Annotated in this window: 21 protein-coding genes; 12 read left to right on the top strand and 9 right to left on the bottom strand. The window is 66.0% G+C overall.

The features are described 5' to 3' along the window. Positions 1-40: 40 nt before the first annotated feature. The 9 genes from K2O51_RS27810 to K2O51_RS27770 all read left to right on the top strand — a co-directional run bounded on the left by K2O51_RS27810 (position 41) and on the right by K2O51_RS27770 (position 11,590). Complete coding sequence (locus K2O51_RS27810; RefSeq protein WP_245001886.1) at positions 41-1,795, top strand: arylsulfatase; 1,755 nt, start codon at positions 41-43, stop codon at positions 1,793-1,795. Positions 1,796-1,852: 57 nt separating this feature from the next. Continuing rightward, positions 1,853-4,483 (top strand): fused MFS/spermidine synthase, encoded by a 2,631-nt coding sequence (locus tag K2O51_RS27805; protein ID WP_140952081.1) that lies wholly within the window; start codon positions 1,853-1,855, stop codon positions 4,481-4,483. Further along, entirely contained in the window at positions 4,480-5,457 is a 978-nt protein-coding gene (locus tag K2O51_RS27800; RefSeq protein WP_011299037.1) for an AAA family ATPase, read from the top strand. Before K2O51_RS27805 ends, K2O51_RS27800 begins: the two co-directional genes overlap by 4 nt. Positions 5,458-5,473: 16 nt before the next feature. After that, entirely contained in the window at positions 5,474-6,499 is a 1,026-nt protein-coding gene (locus K2O51_RS27795) for a DUF58 domain-containing protein (protein WP_011299036.1), read from the top strand. Then, the gene (locus K2O51_RS27790) at positions 6,496-7,041 is read left to right on the top strand and encodes a DUF4381 domain-containing protein (protein ID WP_140952088.1); all 546 of its coding nucleotides are present in this window, start codon (positions 6,496-6,498) and stop codon (positions 7,039-7,041) included. The genes K2O51_RS27795 and K2O51_RS27790 overlap by 4 nt, the downstream gene beginning before the upstream one ends. Then, positions 7,028-8,050, top strand: a complete 1,023-nt coding sequence (locus K2O51_RS27785) for a vWA domain-containing protein (RefSeq protein WP_220631040.1) — start codon at positions 7,028-7,030, stop codon at positions 8,048-8,050. Before K2O51_RS27790 ends, K2O51_RS27785 begins: the two co-directional genes overlap by 14 nt. Then, the gene (locus K2O51_RS27780) at positions 7,993-9,684 is read left to right on the top strand and encodes a vWA domain-containing protein (RefSeq protein WP_425332989.1); all 1,692 of its coding nucleotides are present in this window, start codon (positions 7,993-7,995) and stop codon (positions 9,682-9,684) included. Before K2O51_RS27785 ends, K2O51_RS27780 begins: the two co-directional genes overlap by 58 nt. Beyond that, on the top strand, positions 9,681-11,036 hold the full coding sequence (locus K2O51_RS27775) for a BatD family protein (RefSeq protein WP_220631039.1): 1,356 nt from the start codon (positions 9,681-9,683) through the stop codon (positions 11,034-11,036). Before K2O51_RS27780 ends, K2O51_RS27775 begins: the two co-directional genes overlap by 4 nt. A 110-nt stretch (positions 11,037-11,146) precedes the next feature. Continuing rightward, positions 11,147-11,590 carry a thioesterase family protein gene (locus K2O51_RS27770; protein WP_011299031.1) on the top strand — a complete coding sequence of 148 codons (444 nt, stop codon included), beginning with the start codon at positions 11,147-11,149 and terminating at the stop codon, positions 11,588-11,590. Between the two features lie 15 nt (positions 11,591-11,605). Here K2O51_RS27770 and K2O51_RS27765 read toward each other — a convergent pair whose 3' ends face one another. The 3 genes from K2O51_RS27765 to K2O51_RS27755 form a co-directional block, all read right to left on the bottom strand. Further along, entirely contained in the window at positions 11,606-13,237 is a 1,632-nt protein-coding gene (locus K2O51_RS27765; protein ID WP_011299030.1) for an MFS transporter, read from the bottom strand. A 104-nt stretch (positions 13,238-13,341) separates the two neighbouring features. Next, on the bottom strand, positions 13,342-14,241 hold the full coding sequence (locus tag K2O51_RS27760) for a recombination-associated protein RdgC (protein ID WP_011299029.1): 900 nt from the start codon (positions 14,239-14,241) through the stop codon (positions 13,342-13,344). A gap of 93 nt (positions 14,242-14,334) precedes the next feature. After that, positions 14,335-14,913: a BPSL1445 family SYLF domain-containing lipoprotein gene (locus tag K2O51_RS27755; RefSeq protein ID WP_011299028.1), complete on the bottom strand. Its 579-nt coding sequence runs from the start codon at positions 14,911-14,913 to the stop codon at positions 14,335-14,337. 169 nt (positions 14,914-15,082) lie between these two features. On the opposite strand from K2O51_RS27755, the gene K2O51_RS27750 reads away from it, so the two are divergent. Next, the gene (locus K2O51_RS27750) at positions 15,083-15,511 is read left to right on the top strand and encodes a hypothetical protein (protein WP_140952102.1); all 429 of its coding nucleotides are present in this window, start codon (positions 15,083-15,085) and stop codon (positions 15,509-15,511) included. 12 nt (positions 15,512-15,523) lie between these two features. Here K2O51_RS27750 and K2O51_RS27745 read toward each other — a convergent pair whose 3' ends face one another. Both K2O51_RS27745 and K2O51_RS27740 read right to left on the bottom strand, forming a co-directional pair. Next, the gene (locus tag K2O51_RS27745; protein WP_140952105.1) at positions 15,524-16,357 is read right to left on the bottom strand and encodes an aldo/keto reductase; all 834 of its coding nucleotides are present in this window, start codon (positions 16,355-16,357) and stop codon (positions 15,524-15,526) included. A gap of 129 nt (positions 16,358-16,486) precedes the next feature. Then, the gene (locus tag K2O51_RS27740; RefSeq protein ID WP_011299026.1) at positions 16,487-16,879 is read right to left on the bottom strand and encodes a tautomerase family protein; all 393 of its coding nucleotides are present in this window, start codon (positions 16,877-16,879) and stop codon (positions 16,487-16,489) included. Between the two features lie 124 nt (positions 16,880-17,003). Here K2O51_RS27740 and K2O51_RS27735 point away from each other — a divergent pair, with 124 nt between their 5' ends. Both K2O51_RS27735 and K2O51_RS27730 read left to right on the top strand, forming a co-directional pair. Further along, positions 17,004-17,882: a LysR family transcriptional regulator gene (locus K2O51_RS27735; RefSeq protein WP_220631038.1), complete on the top strand. Its 879-nt coding sequence runs from the start codon at positions 17,004-17,006 to the stop codon at positions 17,880-17,882. A gap of 150 nt (positions 17,883-18,032) precedes the next feature. Continuing rightward, a complete protein-coding gene (locus K2O51_RS27730; protein ID WP_220631037.1) occupies positions 18,033-20,156 on the top strand; it encodes a TonB-dependent receptor in 2,124 nt (707 codons plus the stop codon). Positions 20,157-20,237: 81 nt separating this feature from the next. Here K2O51_RS27730 and K2O51_RS27725 read toward each other — a convergent pair whose 3' ends face one another. The 4 genes from K2O51_RS27725 to K2O51_RS27710 form a co-directional block, all read right to left on the bottom strand. Beyond that, positions 20,238-20,924, bottom strand: a complete 687-nt coding sequence (locus K2O51_RS27725; protein WP_220631036.1) for a Fe2+-dependent dioxygenase — start codon at positions 20,922-20,924, stop codon at positions 20,238-20,240. 18 nt (positions 20,925-20,942) lie between these two features. After that, positions 20,943-23,198 carry a TonB-dependent receptor gene (locus tag K2O51_RS27720; RefSeq protein ID WP_220631035.1) on the bottom strand — a complete coding sequence of 752 codons (2,256 nt, stop codon included), beginning with the start codon at positions 23,196-23,198 and terminating at the stop codon, positions 20,943-20,945. 358 nt (positions 23,199-23,556) lie between these two features. Further along, on the bottom strand, positions 23,557-24,564 hold the full coding sequence (locus tag K2O51_RS27715; protein ID WP_011299021.1) for a Bug family tripartite tricarboxylate transporter substrate binding protein: 1,008 nt from the start codon (positions 24,562-24,564) through the stop codon (positions 23,557-23,559). Between the two features lie 218 nt (positions 24,565-24,782). Next, positions 24,783-25,256, bottom strand: coding sequence for a DUF2147 domain-containing protein (locus K2O51_RS27710; protein WP_011299020.1), 474 nt, complete (start codon positions 25,254-25,256; stop codon positions 24,783-24,785). Positions 25,257-25,488: the final 232 nt, after the last annotated feature.

Here is a 25,488-nt window from a genome sequence, read left to right as displayed (position 1 = left end):
ACGAAGCTGGCAATCATGGGTCGACAAACGGAGGCAGGACATGCACCGAGTTGAAGAAGGCAGTAGCAGAGGAAGGGGCACCAGGCTGGTGATGCTGGCCATGGCCGCCGCCGTGTTCACGTTGGCGGGCTGCGGCAAGAAGGAAACGCCGCCCAAGGAACAGCAGCCAGCGGCACAGGCGCCCGCGCCCGCGCCTGTGGCGCAGGCTCCGGTGCCTGCAAAGGAAAACCCGCCCGTGGCGGCCAGTGCGCCAGTTGACGCGGCATCGGCGCCGGCGCTGGCGGCTACCTCGTCGTCCGGCAAGAAGCCGAACATCCTCGTCATCTTCGGCGATGACATCGGGCAGACCAACATCAGCGCCTACAGTCACGGCGTGGTGGGCTATCGTACGCCCAACATCGACCGCATCGCCAATGAAGGCATGATGCTCACCGACTACTACGGCGAGAACAGCTGCACGGCAGGCCGCTCCACGTTCATTACCGGTGAGGTTGGCTTGCGCACCGGTCTGCTGAAGGTCGGCATTCCCGGCGCACCGGTCGGTCTGCAGGCGCAGAACGTGACGATCGCACAGGCGCTCAAGCCGCTCGGCTATGCGACCGGCCAGTTTGGCAAGAATCACCTGGGCGACCGCAACGAGTACCTGCCGACCGCGCACGGCTTCGACGAGTTCTTCGGCAACCTCTACCACTTGAACGCGGAAGAGGAACCCGAGCGTCCGTACTACCCGAAGAACGATACGGCATGGGTCAAGGCAAACGCGCCGCGTGGCGTGCTCCATACGTACGCCGACGGCAAGATCGAAGATACCGGTCCGCTGAACCGCAAGCGCATGGAGACCATCGATGACGAAACCACGGCGGCGGCGATCGGCTTCATGGAGAAGCAGGTCAAGGCCGACAAGCCGTTCTTCGTGTGGATGAATACCACGCGCATGCACGCGTTCACGCACGTGCGCGAGTCGATGCGCGGACAGAGCGGCATGCCCGGTAACGATTATGCGGACGGCATGCTCGAACATGATGGCGATGTCGGCAAGCTGCTCAAGTCGCTCGACGACCTAAAGGTTGCCGACAACACTATCGTTATTTACACGACCGACAACGGGCCGAACCAGTGGTCCTGGCCGGACGCCGCAACAACGCCGTTCCGCAGCGAGAAGGACACCAACTGGGAAGGTGCGTTCCGCGTGCCTGCAATGGTGCGCTGGCCGGGCAGGATCAAGCCTGGCACGGTGTCAACGACCATGATGTCCGGCCTCGACTGGTTCCCGACGCTGCTTGCGGCGGCTGGCGATGGCGACATCAAGGACCGGCTGCTCAAGGGCGCGAGCATTGGCGGCAAGTCCTTCAAGGTGCACCTCGACGGCTATAACTTCCTGCCATACCTGACCGGACAGACTAATGTCGGACCGCGCCAGGACTTCTTCTATTTCAACGATGACGGCGTGCTGGTCGCCATGCGCCACAACGACTGGAAATTTGTGTTCTGCGAGCAGCGACACCCGGGCGGCTTCGAGGTATGGGCGAATCCCTTTACCTGCCTGCGCGTGCCAAAGGCGTTCAACCTCCGCATGGACCCGTATGAGCGTGCGGATATCGTCTCCGATCAGTACTATGACTGGACGGCGAAAAACGCCTACATGATCGGCTACGCGTCATCGCGGGTCGCACCGTTCCTCCAGACGTTCAAGGACTACCCGCCCAGCCAGCGTCCGGCGAGCTTCACGATCGACCAGATGACGGAGGCGGTGATGAAGTCCATTGACAAGGGGGCTGCCGGGGCCGGGAAGTAATTCCAGCAGCAATGGTTGGCCGGGCTGTCCCGGCCAACCGCTTCACAGGATCGCGACATGAGAGAAGCGCATGCCGGCACGGACGCTGGCAAACAGCAAGCGCGGCACAGATCGGGCAAATCACGGCGTACGCAAGGCGCCGCCGTGCAGGCAGGGCAGGGTCAACTGGCGCAACACGGCGCCTTGCTGGCACCTGCCCTGTTGCTTTTCGCGTCCGGCGCGGCCGGACTGATTTACCAGGTTCTCTGGATCAAGCAGCTTGCGCTCGTGGTCGGGGTGGATGTGCACGCCGTGACCACGGCCGTGAGCGCGTTCTTTGCCGGGCTGGCGCTCGGCGGCTGGCTGTTCGGCCGCGTCGCTGACCGCCATGCGAGGCCGTTGCGGCTGTATGCGTGGCTCGAAATCGGCGTGCTCGTGCTGGCGATTGGCGCCACGCTGTTGCTGGCACGATCCGCTGCGCCGTTCGCATGGCTCGAAAGTCGTGTAGGCCTGCTGGCCTGGGCATTGCCGTTCGTGCTGGTGATCCTGCCGGCTGCAGCCATGGGCGGCACGCTGCCAGTCTTGATGCGCGTGCTGGCGTCGCGTGCGGGGCAGGTCGGCACGCACGGCGGGCGCTTGTATGCCGCCAATACCACGGGCGCCATTGCCGGCACGCTGCTGGCGGGCTTCGTGCTGATTCCGTGGCTCGGCATCACGGGCAGTGCGCTGGCCGCGGCCACGCTCAACGGCGTCGCAGCGATCGCCGCGTTTGCCATGGCATCGCGAGCCGTAGCAACAGAAGCGTCGGCGGCGGACCCGGTGCCCGCATCTGCACAGCCGGCGCGAGATGCCGGTGGTGGCCGGCTCGCGCTCGTGCTCTATGCCGCAGCGGGCGGCATCGCGCTCGGCTATGAAGTGGTCTGGTCGCAAGCGATCGTGCAGTTCATCAGCACGCGCACGTTTGCGTTCACGGTGGTGCTGGCCACGTATCTGGCCGGGCTGGCGATCGGCAGCGCGCTGGCCGCGCGCCGCGCCGATCGCGTACGCGATCCGTGGGGCGCATTCGCGATGCTGATCGCCGCGGCCGGGCTCGTCGCACTGCTGGAAATCGTCGTACTCGGGGAGTGGCTGCTGCTCGCGCAAGCCGCGGTATCGGCGTGGGTGCAGTCCGCCACGTCGAACGGTCTGGCTGCCGCATGCGCGAGCTTCGCGGTGGCGGCGCTGTGCGTGGTGTTCGTGCCGACGCTGCTGCTGGGGGCCGCATTCCCGTTCGTGTTGCGCGTCGGCGTGGACAACCACCGGCTTGGCTCTGGCGTGGGTGCGGTGGTCGCGCTCAATACGCTGGGTGGTATCGCGGGGACGGCTGTGGCGGGGTTTGTGCTGGTGCCGCGCATCGGGCTTGTGCACGCACTGTCGCTGTTGGCCGTCGGTGCCGGCATCGTTGGCGTGATCGCGGTGGCACTCGGCTCTGGCGTGCACAAGCTCGCACGTTGGGCGGTGCCGATGGTGGCATTGCTCGCCGTGATCGCCGCGGCGCTGGCGCCCGCGGACCGGCTCGCCACGCTGCTCGCACGCGCACGCGGTGGCGAGATTGCGTTCTACGAGGAAGGCCGCGGCGCGACTGTAGCGGTGGTGAAGCAGGCATCTGCGACCCACACGTTCAATCGGCTCTATATCCAGGGCGTGTCCAACTCCGGCGACACCATGACGTCTCTGCGCTACATGCGCCTGCAGGCGCTGCTGCCGCTGATCGTGCATGGCGGCACGCCGCGTTCGGTGCTGGTGATCGGTCTGGGCACGGGCATCACGGCCGGCGCCACGCTGCCGTATCCGGGCCTTGAACATCGCGTCGTCGCAGAGCTGCTGCCACCCGTGCTGCGCGCGGTGCCCCAGTTCCAGGGCAACTACAACGTGGCCGGCGACAAGCGTGTCGATATCCGGCTGCGCGATGGCCGGCGCGAACTGCTGCAGAGCGAACAACGCTACGACCTGATCACGCTGGAGCCACCCCCGCCTTCGGCCGCGGGCGTGGTTAGCCTGTACTCGACCGATTTCTACAAGCTGGCGGCGGCGCGCCTGCAGCCGGGCGGGCTGGTCGCGCAATGGCTGCCGCTGCCCACGCAGAACGACGAGGACACGCGTGCGCTGGTGCGCAGCTTCCTCGACGTGTTTCCGCATGCGACGTTGTGGACCACCGAGTTGCACGAGATGATGCTGGTCGGCTCGATGTCGCCGATCAAGCTGGATCCGGAGCGCATCCGCCAGCGTTTTGCCGAGCCCGAGGTGTCGGCGGCACTGCGCGCGGTGGGCGTGACGTCGACGGCTGCATTGCTCGCGACCTGGGTGACCGGCCGGGAAGGCCTGGAGCGCTACGCGGGCGATGCGCCCGCCGTGACCGACGACCATCCTCGCATCGAATACGCGGGCTGGGTGCGGCGCACGGAGTTTCCGCAGGTCCTGCAGCGGCTGCTGACGCTGCAGACTGAGCCGCCGCTGGCGGAGGCCGACGCGGCGCTGATCTCCGACATCGGACTCGAACGCGAAACGCTGCACACCTTCTACACGGCCGGTCTCGACGCCTACTACGGTGACCGCGAGGCCTGGGCGCTGCATATGAACAAGGTGATGCGCACCGATCCCGACAATCCGTACTACGCCTGGTTCGGCGGTGGCCGCCGCGCCGCCGCTCCATCGAGGAATCCCCAATGAGCACCCGTGACGACGTGCTGGCGCTGCAGCAGCGGATGGGCGAGTCCATCGTCGGCCAGCAGCATATGGTCGAGCGCCTGTTGCTTGGCCTGCTGGCCGATGGCCACCTGCTGGTGGAAGGGCTACCAGGGCTGGCCAAGACGCGCGCGATCAAGGTGCTCGCGCGCAACCTGGAGGCGAAGCTGTCGCGCATCCAGTTCACGCCGGATTTGCTGCCGGCCGACATCACCGGGTCCGAGGTGTACTACAGCGAGGGCGGCAAGGGCGAGTTCCGCTTCCAGGCTGGCCCGATCTTCGCCAACCTGGTGCTGGCGGATGAAGTGAACCGCTCTCCGGCGAAGGTGCAAGCGGCGCTGCTTGAAGCGATGGAAGAGCGCCAGGTCACCGTGGGCGGCACGACGCACAAGCTCGACCCGCTGTTCCTCGTCATGGCCACGCAGAACCCGATCGAGCAGGAAGGGACATACCCGCTGCCCGAGGCGCAGATGGATCGCTTCCTGATGCACGTGAACGTGACCTATCCCGCCGCGGATGCCGAGGCGCAGATCGTGGCGCTGGCGCGGGCCGAAGAATCCGGCGCGGCGTCGAACGCGCAGGGCGCGGCTGCGCAGCGGCTGGCCCCCGAAGTCATCTTCGCCGCGCGTGCCGAGATCCACGGCATCCATGTCAGCGATGCGGTGGCACGCTACATGGTCGCGCTGGTACACGCCACGCGCGAGCCGAAGGCCGTGGACGACGAGCTGGATCGATGGATTCAGGTCGGCGTGAGCCCGCGTGGCTCGATCGGGCTGGACAAGGTTGCACGCGCCTATGCCTGGTTGCGTGGCCATGACTTCGTCTCGCCCGAGGACGTCCAGGCCGTCGTGCATGAAGTATTCCGCCATCGCCTGATCCTGTCGTATGAGGCGCACGCGGCCGGCGTCAGTGCCGATGCCGTGATCGATCGCCTCGTGCAGCAGGTGGCTGTGGCCTGATGCGGCGGGCGCGATTATGCGGTCCCATCTCGCATCGCTCGCCCGTTCGCCCGTGGCTGCCAGCCCTGCGCAGGAGCGCGTGCAGCCCGGCGTCAGCGTCGATGCCGCGACGCTGGCTGCGCTCGAAGTCGCCGCACGCGATTTCCATTTCCTGCCACGCCAGCCGGTGCACAGCGTGCTCGCCGGCCGGCATGCGTCGCGCGTGCGCGGACGCGGCCTGACCTTCGAAGAGTTGCGCGGCTACCTGCCCGGCGACGATATCCGCAGCATGGACTGGCGCGTCACCGCGCGCACCGGCAAGCCGCACGTGCGCGTGTACAGCGAGGAGAAGGACCGTCCCGTGTTGCTGCTCGTGGACCAGCGCATCAACATGTTCTTCGGCAGCCGCCGCGCGATGAAGTCGGTCGTGGCCGCAGAGGCTGCGGCGCTGGCGGCGTGGCGCGTGCTGTCCGAGGGCGACCGCGTCGGAGGGCTCGTGTTCGGCGACAACGAATGCACCGAGCTTGCGCCGCGCCGCAGCCGGCAGGCCGTTGAGCACCTGCTCGGCGAGATCGCGCGACATAACCAGTCGCTACGCGCCGATGCTCCTGCACGGCGCGGCGCAAGTCAGCTCAACGCCGCGCTCGAGCGCGCAGCAAGGCTCGCGCGGCACGACCACCTCGTCATCGTCATCAGTGACTTTGACGGGCATGACGCGACCACGCGCGACCTGATGCTGTCGATGTGCGCGCGCAACGACGTGCTGACGATGCTGGTGTACGACCCGTTCCTGCTGGAACTCCCCGACTCCGGCCATCTCGTGGTCAGTGACGGCGAATTACAGGTCGAACTCGGCTTCGGCCAGGCATCCACGCGCAAGGGCATCGCCGATTTCGTAGACACGCAGAGCCGCAGCCTCATGGACTGGCATCGCGCCATCGGCGTGCCGCTGCTGCCGTTGTCGGCGGCTGAGGAGACTCCGCAGCAGTTGCGTCGTCTGCTGGGCCAGGCCGCACCGCAAGGTCAAACGCGCGTTCGCGGCGCACGGGTAGAGCAGCAATGACGGACCTCGTGCGCAGCACGGCTGAGCCCGACAGCGCCACGATCTCCGGCGAACTCCAGACCCTGGCCGATGTGGCCGTTCCGCCGCCGCCGTCGTGGCGGCCGCAGACCATCGGCTGGCCCGTGGCTGGTGCGATCGTGCTTGCGCTGCTGGTGTTTGCCACCTGGCGCTGGTGGCGCCGCTATCGCGCGAACCGCTATCGCCGCGAGGCGCTGGCCGAACTCGCGCGGCTGCGCGCAGGCATGACAGCTTCCCCTGCCGCGCGCGCGCAGGCGCTGGCAGACATGGCCGAGCTGCTCAAGCGCACCGCGCTGGCGGCATGGCCGCGCGCACAGGTGGCCAGCATGGCGGGCGCGGAGTGGGTGCAGTTCCTGCAGGCCAACGCGGGCAAGGCCGGCGCGGCCGTGCCGACGCTCGCGGCGCTCGTCAACGACGCGCAGTACCGCGATGCCGCCGCGCTGGCGCAGTGGCCGGAAACCCAGGTAACGGCCACGGCCACCGCCTGCCAGCAATGGATTGCCGGTCACCATGTACCAGTTTGAATATCCGTGGCTCTTCGTGCTGCTGCCGCTGCCCTTGCTGCTGTGGTGGCTGTTGCCGCCGTATCGCGAGGAAAGTCCTTCAGTGCGGCTGCCTTTCTTCGGCGAGGTGGCGAGCGCATTGGGCCTGGAGCCGGCGGCTGGCGCCGTCGTGCCACGCAGCAACTGGCTGCAGCGCATCCTGGCGCCGCTCGCATGGGCGTTGCTGGTGACCGCGCTGGCGCGGCCGCAGTTCCTGGAGGCGCCGATCGAAAAGACGCAGCCCGTGCGCGATCTGCTGCTTGCGCTGGACTTGTCGCAATCCATGGACACGCGCGATTTCCGTGACCCGTCCGGCGCGCTGATTCCGCGCGTGCAGGCGGTGCGCGAGGTGGTCAGCAGCTTCGTGGCGCGCCGGCCCGGCGACCGCATCGGCCTGATCGTGTTTGGCGATGCGCCGTATCCGCTCGCGCCGTTCACGCTGGACCACGCGCTCGTGCAGACCATGATCCGCGACCTGCTGCCGGGCATGGCCGGACCCAGTACCGCACTGGGTGATGCGGTCGGCCTCGGCATCAAGATGTTCGACCAGAGCCAGGCACCGGAGAAGGTGCTGATCGTGCTCACCGATGGCAATGACACGGCCAGCAAGATGCCGCCCGAGCGCGCGGCGGATATCGCGAAGCAGCGGCATGTGACCGTGCATACGATCGGCATCGGCGATCCGTCCGCCGAGGGCGAGCAGCGCGTCGATCTCGGCGTGCTGCAGCGCATGGCGGCGCAGACCGGCGGGCGTTACTTCTTCGGTGCGGACCAGAACAGCCTGGAAAGCATCTACGCGACGCTCGACCGCATCACGCCGCACAACCACAAGACGCTGTCATGGCGGCCGCGGCGCGAGCTGTTCATGTGGCCGCTTGGTGCGGCGATCGGTGTGGTGCTCGCGTACCAGCTGATCATGGCGATCTGGTCGGCATGGTCGTCACGGCCACGCCGGCAAGCCGTACCGCAGGCGGCCACGGAGGAGCCGTGATGCAGGCGCTCGCGTCATTCCATTTCCTGCGCCCGTGGTGGCTGCTCGTGCTGATTGCGGCGGTGCTGCTGGTGTGGGCCGTGCAACGGCGCGGCGATGTCCGGCGGCGCTGGCGCGACGCCATCGCCCCGCATCTGCTCGATGCGCTGATGGTCGGCGAGCGCCGTCGGCTGGCGATCCGGCCCGTACACCTGACCGCGCTGCTGCTCGCATTCGGCGCCATCGCACTGGCCGGGCCGGCATGGGAGCGTGAGCGCCCGCCATTCCTCGACGACAAGGCGCCGCTGGCCATCGCGATCGACCTGTCGCCAACCATGGACGCGATCGACGTGACGCCCACACGGCTCGAGCGCGCCAAGCTCAAGGTCAAGGCGCTGCTCGCGCGCCGCGACGGCGGACGCACGGCGATCTGGGCCTACGCGGGCTCGACGCACCTGGTGCTGCCGCTGACTGACGACGCCACGCTGTTGCAGACCTTTGTCGATGCGCTGCAGACACGGATCATGCCCGCGCCCGGCAAGGACACCGCGCTCGCGCTGCGCACCATCGACGCCGCACTCGCGCATGAGGAGGTACCGGGAACCATCCTGTTCCTGACCGACAGCATGGAGGCAGCCGCCGTGCGCGCGTTCAAGGCCCAGGCCAGCAGCGGGCGCAGCCAGCCCGTGGTGCTGGCGATTGGCACCGAACGCGGCGGCCCGCTGCGCAGCGGATCCGTGGGCTTTGTCGAAAAGGACGGCGTGCGCGTGTTCTCGCGCATGGACACGGCCGCACTCAAGCGCTTTGGCGACGATACCGGCGTGCCGGTGGCCACGTTCACGCCTGACAGCGACGATGACGTGGCCTGGGTGCAGCGTCATGTGCAGTCGCATCTCGCACAGAAGCAAACGGTGGAGAACTCGCGCTGGAAGGATGAGGGCTGGTGGCTCACGATCCCGATCGCGCTGCTCGGCGTGCTGTGGTTCCGCAAGGGCTGGACCGTGCGCTGGATCACCGGCCTGTTGCTGGCGATGGCGCTGGGCGCGCCGCAACAGGAGCTGCGCGCGCAAGCGTCCGCACCGGACGCAGCACCCCCTGCGTGGCGCTTCGCCGACCTGTGGCTCACGCATGACCAGCAGGGCCGGCTGGCATTCGAGCGCGGCGATTTCGCCGGCGCCGCGGCATTGTTCGACGACCCCATGTGGCGCGGCGTGGCGCAGTACCGCGTGGGGCAGTACGCGAAGGCCGTGCAGAGCTTCGCACTCGTCGATTCGCCCGAGAGCGACTTCAACCAGGGCGATGCGCTGGCGCACCTTGGCAAGTACAAGGACGCGGCGGCGCGCTATCGGCAGGCGCTGAAGCGCCGTCCGCAATGGCCGGCGGCGACGGCCAATCTCGCGCTCATGGAAAAGCTGGCCGCGAAGGCGGACAAGCCAAAGGAAGGCGAGGAGCCGCCGGACATCAAGCCTGACGAAGTCAAGTATGACCGTGAGTCCAAGCCGCCCGAGGGCGAAGGCAAGAAAACGGAAATGGGTGCGGTCCAGAGCGCCGAGACCTGGATGCGTGCGATCCAGACCTCGCCGACCGAGCTGCTGCAGCGCAAGTTCGCGCTGCAGCAGAGCCAGGCACAGCCGTCCGCCGGAGACAAGCCATGATGCGGGCAAGGCGCGATATCGGGCACTGGCTGGCCGGCTTTGTGCTGTGGCTTTCCTGCGCCCTCGCGCTGGCGGCCGAGCCGGTGGTGCGCGTCAAGGTCGATGCAAAGCAGCCGGTGCTGCCGGGCCAGCAGATCCCGGTCGAGGTGACGATCCTGGCGCCCAACTTCTTCATGTCGGCGCCGGTCTTCCCGACGCTGCAGGTGCCCGGCGCGATCGTGACCATGCCGGATGACCGCGGCCTCAACACGGTCGAGAAGATCGACGGCGTGAGCTATGCCGGCATCCAGAAGACGTATCTGTTCGCGGCGGAGCAGGGCGGCGATTTCCCGTTGCCGCAGGTGTCGATTGCCTTCACTTACGCGGGCGACGACGGCAAGCCGCAGCAAGGCAAGGTCACGTTGCCGGCCACCACGATTCACGCTTCTGGGGCTGCGGGTACCGCGGTCAGCACGACACTGCCGGTGGCACGCCTGAACGTCACGCAGAGTTTCGACCGGCCGGTCAACGGCGCGCAGGCGCAGTTCCACGCTGGCGATGCGCTGGTGCGCACCATCACCACGTTCGCGCCGCAGACGCAGGCCATGATGATCCGGCCGCCGAAGCTCGAGGCGCCGTCCGGCGTGCGCGTGTTCGCGGGCGATCCGCAGCTCAGCGACGCCGCACAAGACAGCGCGGGCAATACGGGCGGCAGGCGCACGGACCGCATCACCTATGTGTTCGAGCATGCCGGCACCTATACGCTGCCCGCGGTCAAGGTCGAATGGTTCGATCCCGTCACGCGCCAGCCCGGCGAATCGGAAGCGCCCGAGGTAAAGGTGGAAGTGGCATCCGCGCCGAGGCTGTCAGGCCTCTTGCCGACCGGTCCGCATGCGGCGGCGCTGCCCGGCGAAGGCGTTACCACGTGGCGCTTGTGGCGATGGGCCGCCGGTGGTGCGGTGGTACTGGGGCTTGCATGGCTGCTGCTGCGTTGGGCACGTCCGCACGTGGCGCGGTGGCGGCGGGCACTGGCTGCGCGGCGCAGCGCCCGCGCAGCCAGCAGCGAAGCGCGCCTGGCGCCGCTGCTACAGGCCTGTCGCGCCAGTGACGCCGCAGCGGCATACCGCGCGTTGGGCGCGTGGTCGAATACCGCGTCGGGCAAGGCGCCGTCGGACTGGGCCGCCGGCACGGACGATCAGGCTGTGATCGCGGCCGTCGGTGCCCTGGAGCGGCACCTGTTCGGCGCCGATGCCGGGCACGGACAGTGGTCCGGCAGCGCGCTCGCGCAAGTCCTGCCGAAATATGCCGCTGCGCGCCGGCACATCTCCAGGCACCGAGCCACGCCGGCGGCACTGCCGCCGCTCAACCCCTGAGCGGGGGCTGGCCGAACAGGCCGGATCGACTATGATGGGCGCCTCGCCGCCGCACCCCCCATGATCCCGTGACTGGCGGCGGTTTTCCTTCCACTTTGCCCGATGCCGCCATGGCCCGTCTTCAGCTCGACCTTCCTGCCGACCAGTTCTGCTATTCGACCCATCTGACTGTGCGTGTCACCGAGATCAACTCGGCCAATCACCTGGCCAACGATGCCATGATTTCCATGATTTCCGAGGCGCGCGCCCGTTTCCTCTATGAGCACGGCAGCGCAGGCGACCAGGTCGAAGGCCTCGGCATCATCGTCACGGATCTTGCCACGATGTACCGCAATGAAGCGCATGCGCGCGACCAGTTGCTGTTCGAAGTCGGCGTGATGGATTTCAACAAGTACGGCGGCGACATCATCTTCCGCATCACGCGCCCGCAGGACAGCGCGCTGATCGCCATGGCCAAGTCCGGCTTCGTGTTCTTCGACTACCAGGAGAAGAAAGTGAAGGCGATGCCGGCCGGCTTTGCGGACCGCTTCCCCAAGGTCAACTGGATCGACTGAGGGATCGCTTCAGCATCACGCGGCCGGCGGTGTCTGCGGCGCGATGAAGTGCGATACCACTGGCGGTTGCGCGCCGCTGTGGAATGCCAGCGCGCGTTCCTGCACATCGCGGTCATGGAGCGTCACGCGCTCATGCTGGCGCAGGTGCTCCAGCCACGACACGACCTGGAAGCATTCGACGTAGCGCCCCGGCTGCGCGGCATCTTCGAACAAGCCCCATGAAAAAGCACCGTCACGCAGGCGGGCCTGACTCAGTTCGTCCAGCGTGGCGACAAAGCGTGCCGCGTTTTCGGGCCGTACCTGATATTCGATCGTGATCAGCACCGGGCCGCGGTCGTGCGCGACTTCATCGCTGACCGTCGGCGCTGGCCAATGCATGGACGGGGCCAGTTGCGAAGAATCGCCCTGCTGCAGCTTGTAGCGCCACGTCAGCGCGATGGCCAGCACCGCGCCGGCGCTCGCGATCAGCAGCGCGGCGGAGATGCCGAAGTGCGTTGCGGTCTGGCCCCAGACGATGCTGCCTGCGCTCATCGAGCCGAAAAACACGGTGACGAAGATCGACAGGCCGCGTGCGCGCACCCATTCCGGCAGCGATGTCTGCGCGGACACGTTGAGCGTGGTCAGCACGGCAATCCATGAGGCGCCTGCTACGAGGCTCGCCACACCGGCTGCCACGGGGTTGTGGATCGTGGCAAAGAGCAACAGCGCTACCACAGTACCCATGGTGCCCAGCGCCACCACGCTGTCGGGGCCGAGCCGCTGGCGCAGCCGGCCCAATCCCAGCGCGCCCAGCACCGCGCCAACGCCCACGCAGCCAAGCAGCACGCCGTAGAGCTGGGCGCCCCCGGCCAGCACCTGTCGCACGATCAACGGCAGCATGGCCCAGTAGGCGCTCGCGAACAGAAAGAAGGCTGCCGCGCGCGCGAGCGTGGCCTTGAGCGCCTGGCTATGCCATGCGAAGCGCACGCCGGCGCGCATGGCGCCGAGCAGGTCTTCGGTGGGCAGCCGGCGCTCTGCCGGTGCAGGCGGGCGCCACCACGCGAGTGCGGCCACCACAGCCAGGAAACTGACGGCATTGATCAGGAAGGGCGCAGCCACGCCGATGCCGGAAATGATGAAGCCCGCCAGGGCAGGGCCGATGGCGCGGCTGATATTGATACCCACGCTGTTGGTGGCCACCGCCTGCTGCAGCGCCTGGCGCGGGACAAGGCTCGGCACGATGGCCTGCCAGGCCGGCGCCGTGATGGCGGCTCCCACGCCCATTGCGAACGTGAACAGCAACAGCAGCACGGGGGTGGCCGCACCCAGCAACACCACCACACCGAGGCCCGCAGCGACCAGGGCCATCACGATCTGCACCGCCAGCAACATCTTGCGCCGGTCGAGGATATCGGCCAGCGCCCCTGCTGGCAGCGCCAGCAGGAACACCGGCAGCGACGTCGCGGTCTGCACCAGTGCCACCCACGCCGGCGACGGCGCGAGCGACGTCATGAGCCAGCCGGCGCCGACGTCATGCATCCAGGTGCCGATATTCGAGAGCACCGTGGCGATCCACAGCACCGTGAACGCAGGATAGGAGAAGGGGCCCGCAGCCGGGGCGCCGGTGCGTGATGGGGCGCCAGAAGGCGAAGCCTTGGAGTTGTCCACGTGTAGCTCCGGAAAAGGGCGTGTGGGGCAACTTCAAGGCTAAACATAAAACGGCCGCGTGGAGCGGCCGTCGAAAGTTTTCAGATCGGTGGGGCAGGCAGGCCTCAGGCCTTGCGTTCTCCGCCAAGCGCTTCGGTCAGGTCGCCGAGCATGCCGGCCAGTTCTCCGGCCATCAGCGTGAAATCCGCGTCGAAACGCTCGTCTTCGTCGCTGACCGTGCCGTCGGCCTGTTCTTTGATCACATCGAGCGGTGCTACGCGCTTGATCGCCAGCGAATCGGTCAGCACGAACGACACGCGGTCGTTCCAGGTCATGGCCAGGCGCGTGCAGCGCTTGCCGCCGGAAATATGGCGGCGCAGGTCTTCGGCGTCGAGCGGATGGCGGACGTAGCGGACGGTGGCCTTGCTCTCGCTGCCCGACTGCAGCTCGATTTCCTGGTCGACGGTGAAGCCGGCGGGAGCGACGTCGGTCGACAGCCAGTCCGTCATCGCAGCGACGGGCGACTGGTTCACGTGCAGATTCGCGAGCGGCAGCGCGTCCAGTGCCTTGAACAGCATGCCGCGTACTTCGTCGGCCTTGGCTGTGCTGGCGGCGTCGATGGCGAGCCAGCCATTGTCCGGGTCGATCCACACGCGCGTGTCGCGGCGGATGCTGAACGCGCGTGGCAGCAGTTCTTCGGTGACCTGCTCCTTCAGTTCGCGCAGCTGCTTGCGGCCCGGCTTGTAGCCTTGCTGCTCCTCGACCTCGGCCGCGCGTGCCTTGGTGACCTGGTTGACCACGGTGGCGGGCAGCAGCTTCTTTTCGGTGCGCAGCGTCAGCAACATCTGGCGGCCCACGGCGTGCACCAGCTGGCCGTTGTCGCGTGGCGAAGCCCAGCCCTGCGTCTGCATTTCAAGGCTGGTGCCGGGGAAAAAGGCATGTTTGGCCAGGCTGGCTTCGACTTCGTCGGCGCTGGGCGACCATGGAGCGGAAAAACGGTGGAGCTGCAGGTTCTTGAACCACATGGGAGGAATTCGGCCAAAGGGACGAATTCTATCCGGTCGCGCCGCGCCGCCGGAAAAAGCGGTCGACACGGCGGCCGGTTGATGTGGTTGGTGCTACAGGTCGAGCTTGGTGATCTTGCTGCCTTCGAGGCTCAGCCCGGCCATCAGGCCCGCGTTGGTCATGACGAAGCCGACGATCGGGCTCTGCGCGGTGTTGGTGTCCAGCACGCCGTTGGCACCGACCGTAGCCAGTGCCACGGTGGCATCCACGCCGGCGGTCCAGCCGTTGCTGCGCACGAACTTGTCGTAGGCCTCCTGCGTCAGGAACATCAGGATGACGGACTTGGACTGCGCGCCGATCTGCCAGCCTACCGAGCCTGCAATCAGGCGGTAATAGCCGCGCGTGGCACCGCCCGAGCGCAGCGCGCCGTCACCATACTCGCCGCCGACCACGAAGCCCGCCGTGAGCGTCTTCGGGAAGACCAGGATGCCGCGCGCCTTGTTGGCCAGGTCACGCGAGCCATTGACGCTGCCGTACAGTTTGCTGAGCGTGGCATCCACGCCGGAGTCCAGTTCGCGCCGCCGCGCGGCCTTGTCGCTTGGCGCATCGGGCCCCGTGGTGGTGCAGGCAGCCAGCGACAAGCCGCCGAGCACGAGGCCGGCACTGGTTTGGAGGAATGAGCGGCGCTTCATAGGATCTCCTTCTGCTTGTTTGTGTACTTTTAAGCATAGTGCGCGACCGCCTTTGGGCCAATGGTGGACCGTATGCAACACGTCGAAGTCGTTTCCATTTGTTAATGTTGTGATGTGTGGTCGACTTTCGCCCGGCAAAGGCGGACATGCTGCGGTACAGTCCCGACGCATGAAGACGATCCTCCAAGCCCCCAAACTCTCCATCCTGCTGGTCGCGGTGCTGCTAGGCGCCTGCGGGTCGCAGCCATCGGCGCCTGATGCGAGTGCCGCTGCCAACGCCGATGCAAGTGCCGACAATGGCTGGCAAGCGTTGCGCGCCCGCTACATGGATTGCGTGCAGCACCGTGCCGACGACGGCATCGCGGGCAAAGCCCAGACGAAGGAGGTGGTGTCCTCGGCACTGGCCGCCTGCAACGGCGAGCTGAAGGCCATGCACGATGCGTTCGGTTCGTACCTGGATGGCCAAATGGTGTCGTCGCACGGCAAGTCCGGCGCGCGCCAGGCGGCGGACCGCGTGACGACGGATACCCGCGAGAAGGCGCGCAGCTACCTGACGCGCTATGTCGAGCGCGAGCGCTACGTTGCGCACAACAAGTAAGCCGCGCCGGCGCTAGAGCATTTCAAGCGCCCCTGGCCCAGTCGGCGGCGGGAACAGGCGGTCGAGTTCCTGCAGCTGTTCCGGCGTGAGCGGATGCTGTAGCGCGCCCAGGTTTTCGCGCAGGCGCTCGCGATGGCCGGTCTTCGGAATCGCAATGATGTCGTCGTGCGCAAGTAGCCACGCCAGCGCCACCTGCGCCGGCGTCATGCCGCTGTCTTGCGCGAAGCGCACGAGCTTCGGATGCCGCACCAGCCGCGCCTGCTCGATCGGGGAGTAGGCCATCACCGGCACGCGGCGCTCGCGCAGCCACGGCAGCAGATCCCATTCAATGCCGCGCCGCGTGAGGTTGTAGAGCAGCTGGTTGACCGCCACCTGGTCGCCACCGGGGACATCCCACAGTTCCTCCATATCGGACAGGTCCAGGTTGCTCACGCCATAGCGGCGGATCTTGCCGTCACGCTGCAGCTTCTGCAGCGCTTCCACCGTTTCCTCGAATGCAATGCCGCCGCGCCAGTGCAGCAGGTACAGATCGAGACGATCGGTGCCAAGCCGCCGCAGGCTGCGCTCGCACGCAGCCACGGTGCCGCGCTTGCTGGCGTTGTGCGGGTAGACCTTGCTGACCAGGAAGACCTTGTCGCGGCGCCCGGCAATGGCTTCGCCGATCATCTCCTCGGACTGGCCTTCGCCGTACATCTCGGCGGTGTCGATCAGGCGCAGGCCCAGGTCCAGGCCCAGCCGCAGCGTGGCGATTTCCTCGACACGCGCGGCGCGGTTCTCGCCCATATTCCACGTTCCCATGCCAAGCGCGGGTATGCGCTCGCCATCAGGCAGGGTGACATGTTTCATGGTGGCTATCCTCGTAGCGCGTTGGCATGCGCGCACTGACTAGTTAACAAGCTACCAATCTACAAGAACGCCGGGCCTGGATTAAGCGTGGAAATGTCCGGTCAGCCCATACGCCGGCGGCGCACTGGCTCACCCATGCTGATGCCGATACTCCTGCGTCAGCCCGCCATACCCGTACGCCGCCGCGCGCGCATCGATCACGTGGATATACGAAACCGGATGCACGTTGCCGATCAACTCCGACAGCGCCTCGAACACGGCCTTCAGGTAGGCCGCCTTCTCCGCCTTGGTATTCGTCTCGTCGGTCACGCTGATATCGAGATGGAACGCATTGCGCCCGGTATCAGACAGCGCCTCGCCGCCAATGATCCACTGCTCGCGCGGCACGTACTGGACCGCGATGGCGATGACATCGGGCTTCTTGCCGAGCACGCGTTGCGTGATTTCGGACACCGCGGCGGCGCTGCGGCGGGTGAGGGCGGCGTCGGGCTGGCCGGAGATCTGCAGGTTGATGTGGGGCATGGCTGGCTCCTGTTTCGTTGGGTTGGTGATGTCATGGTAGGTGGCGGTGTAATATCGGAAAAGCAGGAAATTCCGATATGAACCATCGGTTTATCCGAATCATCGAAATCAACGGAGGATCGCCATGCGCGGATTCGATACGGACCACTTGCGCACCTTCGTCACAGTGGCCGACAGCGGCAGCCTGTCCGCGGCGGCGCCCCGGCTGTTTCTGTCGCAGTCCTCGGTCAGCGAGCAATTGCGCAAGCTCGAGGAGCGCGCCGGCGTGCCGCTGCTCACACGCGGCCGCAAAGGCGCGGTGCCGACGCCTGCCGGGACGCGCCTGCTGGAACATGCGCGGCGCATCCTGGCGCTCAGCGACATGGCGCTGCAGGAACTGCGCGGCCGCGTGCTGGAAGGGGAGTTGCGGCTCGCGGTGACCGACTATTTCCGGCCTGCGGAGATCGCCGGCATGCTGCGCCGCCTGCGCGAACGCCATCCGCTGCTGCGCCTGCACGTCACGGTGATGAAAAGCGCCGTGATCGACGCGAGCGCTGACATGGACGCATTCGATATCGGACTGAGCATGCGTATCGTCGGCACGCGCGGCCAGGCGGCAGCGCGACGCGGGACCCTGCTGCGTCGCGAGTCGCTGTCATGGGTGACGGCGCAGGGCGAGGCGGGCACCTTGCCGGAGACGCTGCCGCTGGTGTTGCTGCCTGACTCGTGCTCGCTGCACCAGTTTGTCGTGAAGCTGCTGGTGCGCAAGCGCAGGGCGTTCGAGATCGCGCACTCGGCCTCGGGCGTGGCGGGGCTTCATCTCGCTCTGGCTGCAGGGCTGGGCCTCTCGTGCCTGAATGCGTCGGCGATCGGCCCGGGCGTGGCGCCTCTCGATGCCGCCAGCCAGCGCAGGCTTGGCCTGCCGGCCTTGCCGGAAGCGGAGTTCTTCCTGTTACCAGCCAAGCGCGGTGAACCGGATTTCATCGCCGCAGCGCGCGATGCGTTGGCAGAACAATTTGGATGACAAGCTCCGAGCCAGGCTCTGATTGTGATGTAGAGAGCGCCTTACCAGGAATACCAAAGAGGACATTTATCCCCATATTTGACGCCTCCGCTCCTTGTAAATGATAATGCTTCGCATTTTATCGAAAGCATTACAAAAAATTACAGGGAAATGAGCCTTAAACTGCATCCGGTCCACCGTGCCGTTCTGACGGTATTCGCCTGCCAGCCCATGCTCGCGGGCATCGCCCTCGCACAGGAGGCCGGCGTCGCCGCGCCGTCCCAGCAAAGCCTTCCGGAGGTCACGGTGAGGGCCGATGCCAGCCAGGACCTTGGCACTGGCTACAACCCGTCCAAAACCGTCAGCGCGACCAAGACCGAGGCGCCGCTGCGTGACGTGCCGCAGACGGTCAACGTGGTCACGGCCGATGTCATGCGCGACCAGCATGCCAACTCCATGCAGGACGCCCTGAAGAACGTGCCGGGGGTGTCGTTCTCCACTGGCGACGGCCAGCGGGACCAGGTGTCGATCCGCGGCTTCACGGCGATTGCCGACCAGTTTGTCGACGGCATCCGTGACGACGCGCTGTACTTCCGCGACCTGTCCAACGTGGACCGCGTCGAAGTCATCAAGGGGCCGGCGGCTGTGCTCTATGGCCGCGGCTCCTCGGGCGGCCTGATCAACCGCGTGACCAAGAAGCCGGGCGTCGACGTGACCGACTTCGCGCTGAGCTACGGCATGTGGGCCGACCGACGCGCGGAAGCCGACGTCGGCCGCGTGTTCGCCGACGGCGCGGCTGCGTTCCGTGTGACGGGCGCCGTGGAAAAGGCCAACAGCTATCGCTCGCAGCAGTTTCTCGATCGCAAGGCCATTGCGCCGTCGCTCGAACTGCGCATCGCGCCCGAGACCACGGTGCTGTTGCAGGCCGACTATCTAGAGGATCGTCGCGTCACCGACTTCGGCATCCCTGCGTACAAGGGCCGGCCGGTCGACGTGCCGGCATCGCGCTACTACGGCGCGGCCAATGCGCGCGATGCTGATTACTCGCAGTCGCGTGTGTACTCGGGCACGGCCACGATCAACCACCGCTTCAACGACAGCTGGTCGATCCGCAATGCGACGCGCTATTACCACTATTCGCTGGACCGGAACAACACGCTGACCAGCGCGGTCAACGAGGCGGCGCAGACCTTCACGATGAACCACGGCAATGTCGGCCGCGAAGAGCATGGCTGGTTCAACCAGACCGACCTGACGCAGAAGGCCAGCGTCTTCGGCATGCAGCATGAATTGCTGTACGGCATGGAAATCGGCCAGCAGAACAAGAACCAGGTCAACAACACCAAGCCTGTGCCGGGCAGCTTCGACCTGTTCAACCCGGTGCTGCCGACGCTGGCGCGCGTGGCCCCGGGCACGCCGACCACCAACAACCTGGGCGTGTTCAATACCCTGGCGTTCTATACGCAGGACATGGTCACGTTCAGCGAGCAATGGAAGGCGCTGGTGGGCTTGCGCTACGACCACTTCGAGCAGCAAACGCTGCAGAACATTGCCGGGCTGCAGAACCTTTCGCGCACGGACAATGCCTGGAGCCCGCGCGCGGGCCTGGTGTGGCAGCCGTCGAAGGCGCAGTCGTACTACGTGTCGTGGAGCAAGTCGTTCCAGCCGTCCGGCGAGGCCTTCGCGCTGGCGGCCAACAATACGCAGCTCGCCCCGGAAACCACCAACAACACCGAAGTGGGCGCCAAGTATGACTTCCTCGATGGCAAGGCCAGCGCCACGGTCTCGGTCTTCCGCCTCGAGCGCACCAATATCAAGGTGGCCAATGCCACCAATACGGCGCTGATCCCGATCGGCGAACAGCGTACCGACGGCGTGGAGATCTCGGGTGCCGCGGAACTGGGCAGCGGCTGGCGCTTCCTGGCGGGCTACGCCTACCTGGACGCCGAAGTGACCAAGTCGACCGCCGCGCTGCAGGGCAAGCGCGCAACGATCACGCCAAAGCATTCAGGCAATGTCTGGCTGACGAAGAGCCTTGGGTATGGCTTTGGCGTGGGCGCCGGCCTGAACCTCGTAGGCGCGCGCTACGCCGATCCGCTCAACACCGTCACGCTGCCCGGCTACGTGACGGCCGACATGATGGCGTGGTACCGCCATGGCGCGTTTGAAGCCCAGCTGAACCTGTACAACCTGTTCGACAAGAGCTACATCGTTTCGGCGCATGGCACTAACCCGAACCTGAACATGCCGGGTGCGCCCCGCAGCGTGATGGCGACGATTCGCTATCGGATGTAAGCGAGTCGGCGGTCAGCAAAAAGGGCCGGGCGGTGATTCACCGCCCGGCCCTTTTTTCGCTTCCGTGACCAGACTTTCGGCTTACGTCTCGCTCCACTGCCGCAGCAGGTTGTGATAGCAGCCCACCAGCGTGCGGCGCGCTTCCTCGTCCGCACCGGTCTGGTTCAGCCGCTGGATGGCGTTGTCCATGTCAAACAGCAGCGAGCGCTGCGTGTCGTCGCGTATCAGGCTCTGGATCCAGAAGAAGCTGGCCACGCGCGTGCCGCGCGTAATCGGCGTGACCTGGTGCAGGCTGGTGGCGGGGTAGACGACCATGTCGCCGGCGTCGAGCTTGACCGAGTGCATGCCGTAGGTGTCCTGCACCTGCAGCTCGCCGCCGTCGTAACTGCCGTGTGGCGACAGGAACAGCGTGGCGGAGATGTCGGTGCGCAGCTTGCGCCCGTCATGCGGATGGATGCGTACGCTGCCGTCCACATGGGCGCCGAACGTCATGCCCTCGCTGTAGCGGTTGAACATCGGCGGGTAGACGATATTCGGCAGCGCAGCGCTGATGAATCGCGGGTTGCGCTCGAGCATGCCAAGAATCAGCCGCTGGCACTCGAGCGCCACGTCGGAGCGTTCGTCGATCTGCTGGTTGAACTTGACCGGCGCGCCCGAGTAGCCAGCCGTGACCCGGCCATCGACCCAGGCCTCGCCCGCATGTTCGAGCCGTTCGCGTACGGCGCCGACCTGTTCGGCGTTGAGGACCTGGGGGATGACGACCAGCATCAGGCTTTCCTTTCCTGCTTACATGCGATACGTAAACGACAGCATGGCGGTGCGGCCCGTGCCCGGCACCGAGCGTCCGCCGTCCGACTGGATCAGCGCATCGTAATACATCTTGTCGAAGATGTTGAACAGGTTCAGGCGCACATCATATTTGGGCTGATGGTAGGCGATCATGCCGTCCCAGCGCACGAAGCTGCCCACCTGGACCGTGTTGGTGTTGTTGGCAAAGCGCTCCGACATATAGAAAGCGCCGCCGCCGACTTCCCAGTTCGGCAGGAAGCGATAGCTGGTCCAGGCCGTGGCGGTGTGCTTCGGCGTGTTTGTCGGTACCTTGCCGGTGGTGCTCGCGGCGATGCCGTTGATGATCTCGCCGTCGAGGTACGTATAGCCGGCAAACACCTGCCACTTGCTGGTGATATGCCCGGTGGCGCCTGCGCGGAAGCCCTTTACCCGGATCTTGCCGGACAACGCATAGGTCGTGGCGTCGATCTGGCTGCGGGCATTGTCCTTGGTGATCTGGAACAGCGCGGAGGTCAGCGACAGGTCGCCGCCCATCACGTCCCACTTGCCGCCGACTTCATACGACTTGTTCTTTTCCGGATCCAGGCTCTGCTGGCCCACGGTGCCGACCAGTTGCTCCAGCGACGGATTGAACGAAGTGCCGTACGACACATAGTAGGACTGGGCTTCAGTCGGCTGCCAGATGCCACCGAGGCGCACGCTGGTGAAGTTGACGGTCTGGTCGGCGCTCGCCAGTGCGGTACTGAAATACGGTGCGCCGGCGTCGTTGGACGAATTGATCGAGTTGCTGACGCTCGCGATGTAGCGGTCATAGCGCAGGCCAGCCACGGCCTTCCATTGCTTGGTGAGCTCGATCGAATCGTTCAGGTAGGCGGCAATCGTGTTCGCCGAACCTCCTTGCAGGTTTCCGGTGCTGGCAGGCGCATTGGCGGGCGAGGCGGTGTACGCCGGGTTGACTACCGGCTCGCAGGCAACGTAACCGACGGTCGCGGCGGTCGTGCCGCTGACCAGCGGCTGGCCATTGCAGCTGCCGTTGCGGTAATAGTTCTGGTTGTTGTAGCCGTCATGGCCAATTTCGGCGCCGACCAGCAGCGTGTGCTTGATGGAGCCGGTGTCGAAGTTAGCGGTCAGTTCCGTCTGGTTGTAGATGGAATAGTCGCGGATCTTGCGGTCGTGGCTCTGCAGGCGCACAAACAGCTGGTCCAGCGGCAGGGCGCTGGTGGTCAGCGGCGTGAAGCCTCGCGCGCTGACCGAGCCGACCGAGTTCGGCGCGGTTTCCCGCGCATCGGTTTCCACATAGTTGAACTGCGTCTGGTTGCGCAGGCGCAGGTTCGGCGAGAACTTGTGCGAGATGCTGGCGTTCAGCGCGGCGATGTCCTGGTTGGTGCGATCGTCGGTGAAGCCGTAGAACGTATTGCGGTCGACGCTGGTCGGGTGGCCGTTGATGTTCGAGAAGCCATAGTCCGGCATGTCGTGGTTGTGCTGCAGCAGCGCCGACAGGGTGATTTCGGTGGGGGTGCCGATACCCAGGCGCCACGACGGCGCAATGCCGAAGTCCTGCACCGTCATTTCGTCGCGCGTGGTCGGCCGGCCGTCCTGGCCCATGGCCGAGATGCGGAACGCCGAGGTCTCGCCCGTCGGCGTGTTGTAGTCCGCGGTCGCGCGCACCAGCCCGTTCGTGGTCACCGAGCCCGTCACTTCGGTGGCGGCCTTCAGCTGCGGCTTCTTGGTGACCTGGTTGATCACGCCGCCCGTGGAGCCGCGGCCGAACAACATCGACGACGGGCCCATCAGCACTTCCACCTGGTCCAGCGCGAACGTGTCGCGGTAGTACTGGCCGCGGTCGCGGAAGCCGTCCAGGTAGATGTCGGTACGCGCCGAGAAGCCGTTCAGGTTGATGTTGTTGCCGATCTGGCCGCCTTCGGCGCCCCCGATGGTGATGCCCGGCACATTGCGCAGCGCGTCGGCGAGCGAATTCACGCCCTGCGACTCCATCAACGCCTTGTTCACGATGGTGACCGATTGAGGCACATCGTGGAGGTCTTCAGGCAGCTTGCTGAGGGAGGTCTTGCCGGCGTTGAAGTCGTCGCGCGATGCCGCGCCCGAGACCACGACCTCCTTCAACGTTGTGGCGGCTGCCGCCTGTTGCGTCGGAGCTGTGGCCGGGGCCTGCTGGGCGAGGGTTGCAGCGGGGACGGCGGACAGGGCGATCAGCGCGGTGGCAAGGGGGGTGCGTTGGAAGCGGCGGTTCATGGCTCAGGTGTTTTTGTTCCCCCGCTACGGGCACATATAGCGCGGCCGCCGGCGCGAATCCACTGCAATCGGAAATGCGGTCAAAGGGGGCAATGATTTGGGCTCGCAGAATATAAATGCGAATGATTTGCGTTGCAATTCACGTTGCTGATAGGACACAGACAAGGTATGGCCGTCTATGATGTATCTAATATGAGACAAAACAGCCGAGAATAGTGGACAAAGCGCCATAATCGATCGCCAGCGAACGCCCATGCGTTTTGCCAGCGCGGCGCCATGAAAGAAAACGGCCCGTCGAAAGAAGGGCCGTTCTAATACATTCAGAAAAATGACCGCGAAGTCAGTTTGAAAATATTTCTCAGTCGGCGCTCATCTTTGCGTTCTTTGCGATCCGTCCCAGGCGTTCACGCTCGGATTTGATGAACGCGACGAAGCTCTCCTGCGATCCGCCGGCCGGCTCGATGCCATTGGGCAATAGCCGTTCGCGCGTTTCCTGCGTCTGCATTGCCGCGGTCATTTCGGTGTTCAGCTTCTTCAGGATGGCGGGATCGGTTCCCTTGGGCGCGAAGATGCCGGCCCAGTGTCCGATGCGGACTTCAGGCATGCCCTGTTCGGCCGTGGTGGGGATGTTCGGCGCGGCGCTCATGCGTTTGTCCCACGTTGCGCCGAGCGCCTTGAGCTTGCCCGCCTTGATATGCGGCAGCACCACCACGCTCGCTTCGGATGTCGCGGCAACCTGTCCGCCCATCACCGCGGTGATGCTTTCCGATCCGCTCTTGTATGGCACCGGCGTCAGCGCGGCGCCTTTCTCCTTGAGCATCTCTTCGACGAAGTGAGGCGTGCTGCCACTGCCCGCCGTGGCGAAGTTCACGCCGCCGCCTTGCTTCTTCGAGTAGTCGATCAGCTCCTTCAGGTTGTTCACCGGCAGCGATGGCGGTGCCACGATCACCGACGGGCTCACCGCAATCAGCGACACCGGCACGAGGTCGTCAGGCGCGTACGGCATCTTCGTACGGATCAGGCTGTTGGTCACGGTGCCGACCGCGCCGACGAGGAACGTGTAGCCATCGGGTTTGCTCTTGGCCACATAGTCGGCACCGACCACACCGCCCGCGCCGGGACGGTTCTCGATCACGACAGCCTGGCCCAGGCGCTTGCTGACTGCATCGGCCGCGGCACGCGCCACCAGGTCATTGGCACCGCCCGCCGTGAACGGCACGACGAACTTGATGACGTGATTTGGCCACGCATCGGCGGCATGGACTTGCGAGGGCAGGACTGCAAAAGTCATCGCGGTCACCGCGGCGGCCGCGGCAACGGATGGCAAGGCAAGGACCAGCGCTCGGCTGGCGGGGATCTGTCGCATGGTTGTCTCCGACTCGACTTGTTGGATCGGTCCGCAGCGCGACGACGACTCCGTGCAGTGCGGATGCCGGACGATGTTACCCGGACTCGCTGTCAGTTCGCTTAAGGTGCGTCATGCGGTGCGTCATGCGGTGCGTGGTGCGGTTCGCCATGGGGTGCCTCATGTCGCCGGCGATGCCCGCACAGCGCTCCGTGATGCGTGACTACCCACTCGCACGATCAGCGCTCGCGCTCCCAGGTCTGCGTGCGGCCCAGCAGGCTGATGCCGATGAAGCCGCGCACGTTGAGCTTGTTGCCGTCATCGGACAGCGACATCTTGCTCTTGTAGACCTTGCCGTTCTCGGGGTCGAGGATCTCGCCGCCGCTCCATTCGTTGTCGCCGGTCTTGCGCAAGCCCGACAGGATCGTCATGCCGATGATGGGCTGGTCTTTGCGCGCGTCCGTACACTTCTCGCATACCTTGGGCTTGCCGTCGCCCTCGACGAATGTCTTCACCAGGCGGCCGCTGTAGACGCCGTTCTTCTCGGTGATCTCAACCAGTCCGCGCGGCTTGCCGGTGGAGTCGTCAATGGTCTTCCAACTGCCGCCGGGTGTCGCCTGCGCGAGCGCCGCGGCGCTTGCGACCATGGCGGCGGCGAACATGCCGGCGCGCAGCAGCGTGCGCGCGGTGGTGGCGTGGGGATGAATGTGCATGAAGTCTCCTCTCGGGTAGTGGTGGCTGTTGTGCGCGATGCCGGCAGCCGTGCAGCGTGGCGTGTCGCACAGTCCGGCGGTGTCAGGCATGCACGCCAATCTACTGGCGCGGTAGACGCTCGGCAATCGGCACGCTGGCGGGCGAACGACGGGCATGCCGCCGCGCACTTCTCCGAAAGCCGCATGCGCGCGCCGTTTGCGGGAATTCTGTATCGCAGCAAAGCGCGTCGTG

It is taken from the genome of Cupriavidus pinatubonensis (genome assembly GCF_019602855.1).
In the GTDB taxonomy this organism is placed as follows: domain Bacteria; phylum Pseudomonadota; class Gammaproteobacteria; order Burkholderiales; family Burkholderiaceae; genus Cupriavidus; species Cupriavidus pinatubonensis.
Note: the sequence above shows the minus strand (reverse complement) of the source record. Positions and strands in the feature narration are given on the sequence as shown.

Bases quoted from the DNA above. Each gene is read 5' to 3' on its own strand.
- K2O51_RS27755 (WP_011299028.1), bottom strand. From the start codon at position 14,913: ATGAAGCGCCGCTCATTCCTCCAAACCAGTGCCGGCCTCGTGCTCGGC.
- K2O51_RS27720 (WP_220631035.1), bottom strand. From the start codon at position 23,198: ATGAACCGCCGCTTCCAACGCACCCCCCTTGCCACCGCGCTGATCGCC.
- K2O51_RS27750 (WP_140952102.1), top strand. From the start codon at position 15,083: ATGAAGACGATCCTCCAAGCCCCCAAACTCTCCATCCTGCTGGTCGCG.
- K2O51_RS27745 (WP_140952105.1), bottom strand. From the start codon at position 16,357: ATGAAACATGTCACCCTGCCTGATGGCGAGCGCATACCCGCGCTTGGC.
- K2O51_RS27760 (WP_011299029.1), bottom strand. From the start codon at position 14,241: ATGTGGTTCAAGAACCTGCAGCTCCACCGTTTTTCCGCTCCATGGTCG.
- K2O51_RS27735 (WP_220631038.1), top strand. From the start codon at position 17,004: ATGCGCGGATTCGATACGGACCACTTGCGCACCTTCGTCACAGTGGCC.
- K2O51_RS27710 (WP_011299020.1), bottom strand. From the start codon at position 25,256: ATGCACATTCATCCCCACGCCACCACCGCGCGCACGCTGCTGCGCGCC.
- K2O51_RS27800 (WP_011299037.1), top strand. From the start codon at position 4,480: ATGAGCACCCGTGACGACGTGCTGGCGCTGCAGCAGCGGATGGGCGAG.
- K2O51_RS27725 (WP_220631036.1), bottom strand. From the start codon at position 20,924: ATGCTGGTCGTCATCCCCCAGGTCCTCAACGCCGAACAGGTCGGCGCC.
- K2O51_RS27775 (WP_220631039.1), top strand. From the start codon at position 9,681: ATGATGCGGGCAAGGCGCGATATCGGGCACTGGCTGGCCGGCTTTGTG.
- K2O51_RS27790 (WP_140952088.1), top strand. From the start codon at position 6,496: ATGACGGACCTCGTGCGCAGCACGGCTGAGCCCGACAGCGCCACGATC.
- K2O51_RS27740 (WP_011299026.1), bottom strand. From the start codon at position 16,879: ATGCCCCACATCAACCTGCAGATCTCCGGCCAGCCCGACGCCGCCCTC.
- K2O51_RS27780 (WP_425332989.1), top strand. From the start codon at position 7,993: ATGGTCGTCACGGCCACGCCGGCAAGCCGTACCGCAGGCGGCCACGGA.
- K2O51_RS27810 (WP_245001886.1), top strand. From the start codon at position 41: ATGCACCGAGTTGAAGAAGGCAGTAGCAGAGGAAGGGGCACCAGGCTG.
- K2O51_RS27785 (WP_220631040.1), top strand. From the start codon at position 7,028: ATGTACCAGTTTGAATATCCGTGGCTCTTCGTGCTGCTGCCGCTGCCC.
- K2O51_RS27770 (WP_011299031.1), top strand. From the start codon at position 11,147: ATGGCCCGTCTTCAGCTCGACCTTCCTGCCGACCAGTTCTGCTATTCG.
- K2O51_RS27730 (WP_220631037.1), top strand. From the start codon at position 18,033: ATGAGCCTTAAACTGCATCCGGTCCACCGTGCCGTTCTGACGGTATTC.
- K2O51_RS27805 (WP_140952081.1), top strand. From the start codon at position 1,853: ATGAGAGAAGCGCATGCCGGCACGGACGCTGGCAAACAGCAAGCGCGG.
- K2O51_RS27795 (WP_011299036.1), top strand. From the start codon at position 5,474: ATGCGGTCCCATCTCGCATCGCTCGCCCGTTCGCCCGTGGCTGCCAGC.
- K2O51_RS27715 (WP_011299021.1), bottom strand. From the start codon at position 24,564: ATGCGACAGATCCCCGCCAGCCGAGCGCTGGTCCTTGCCTTGCCATCC.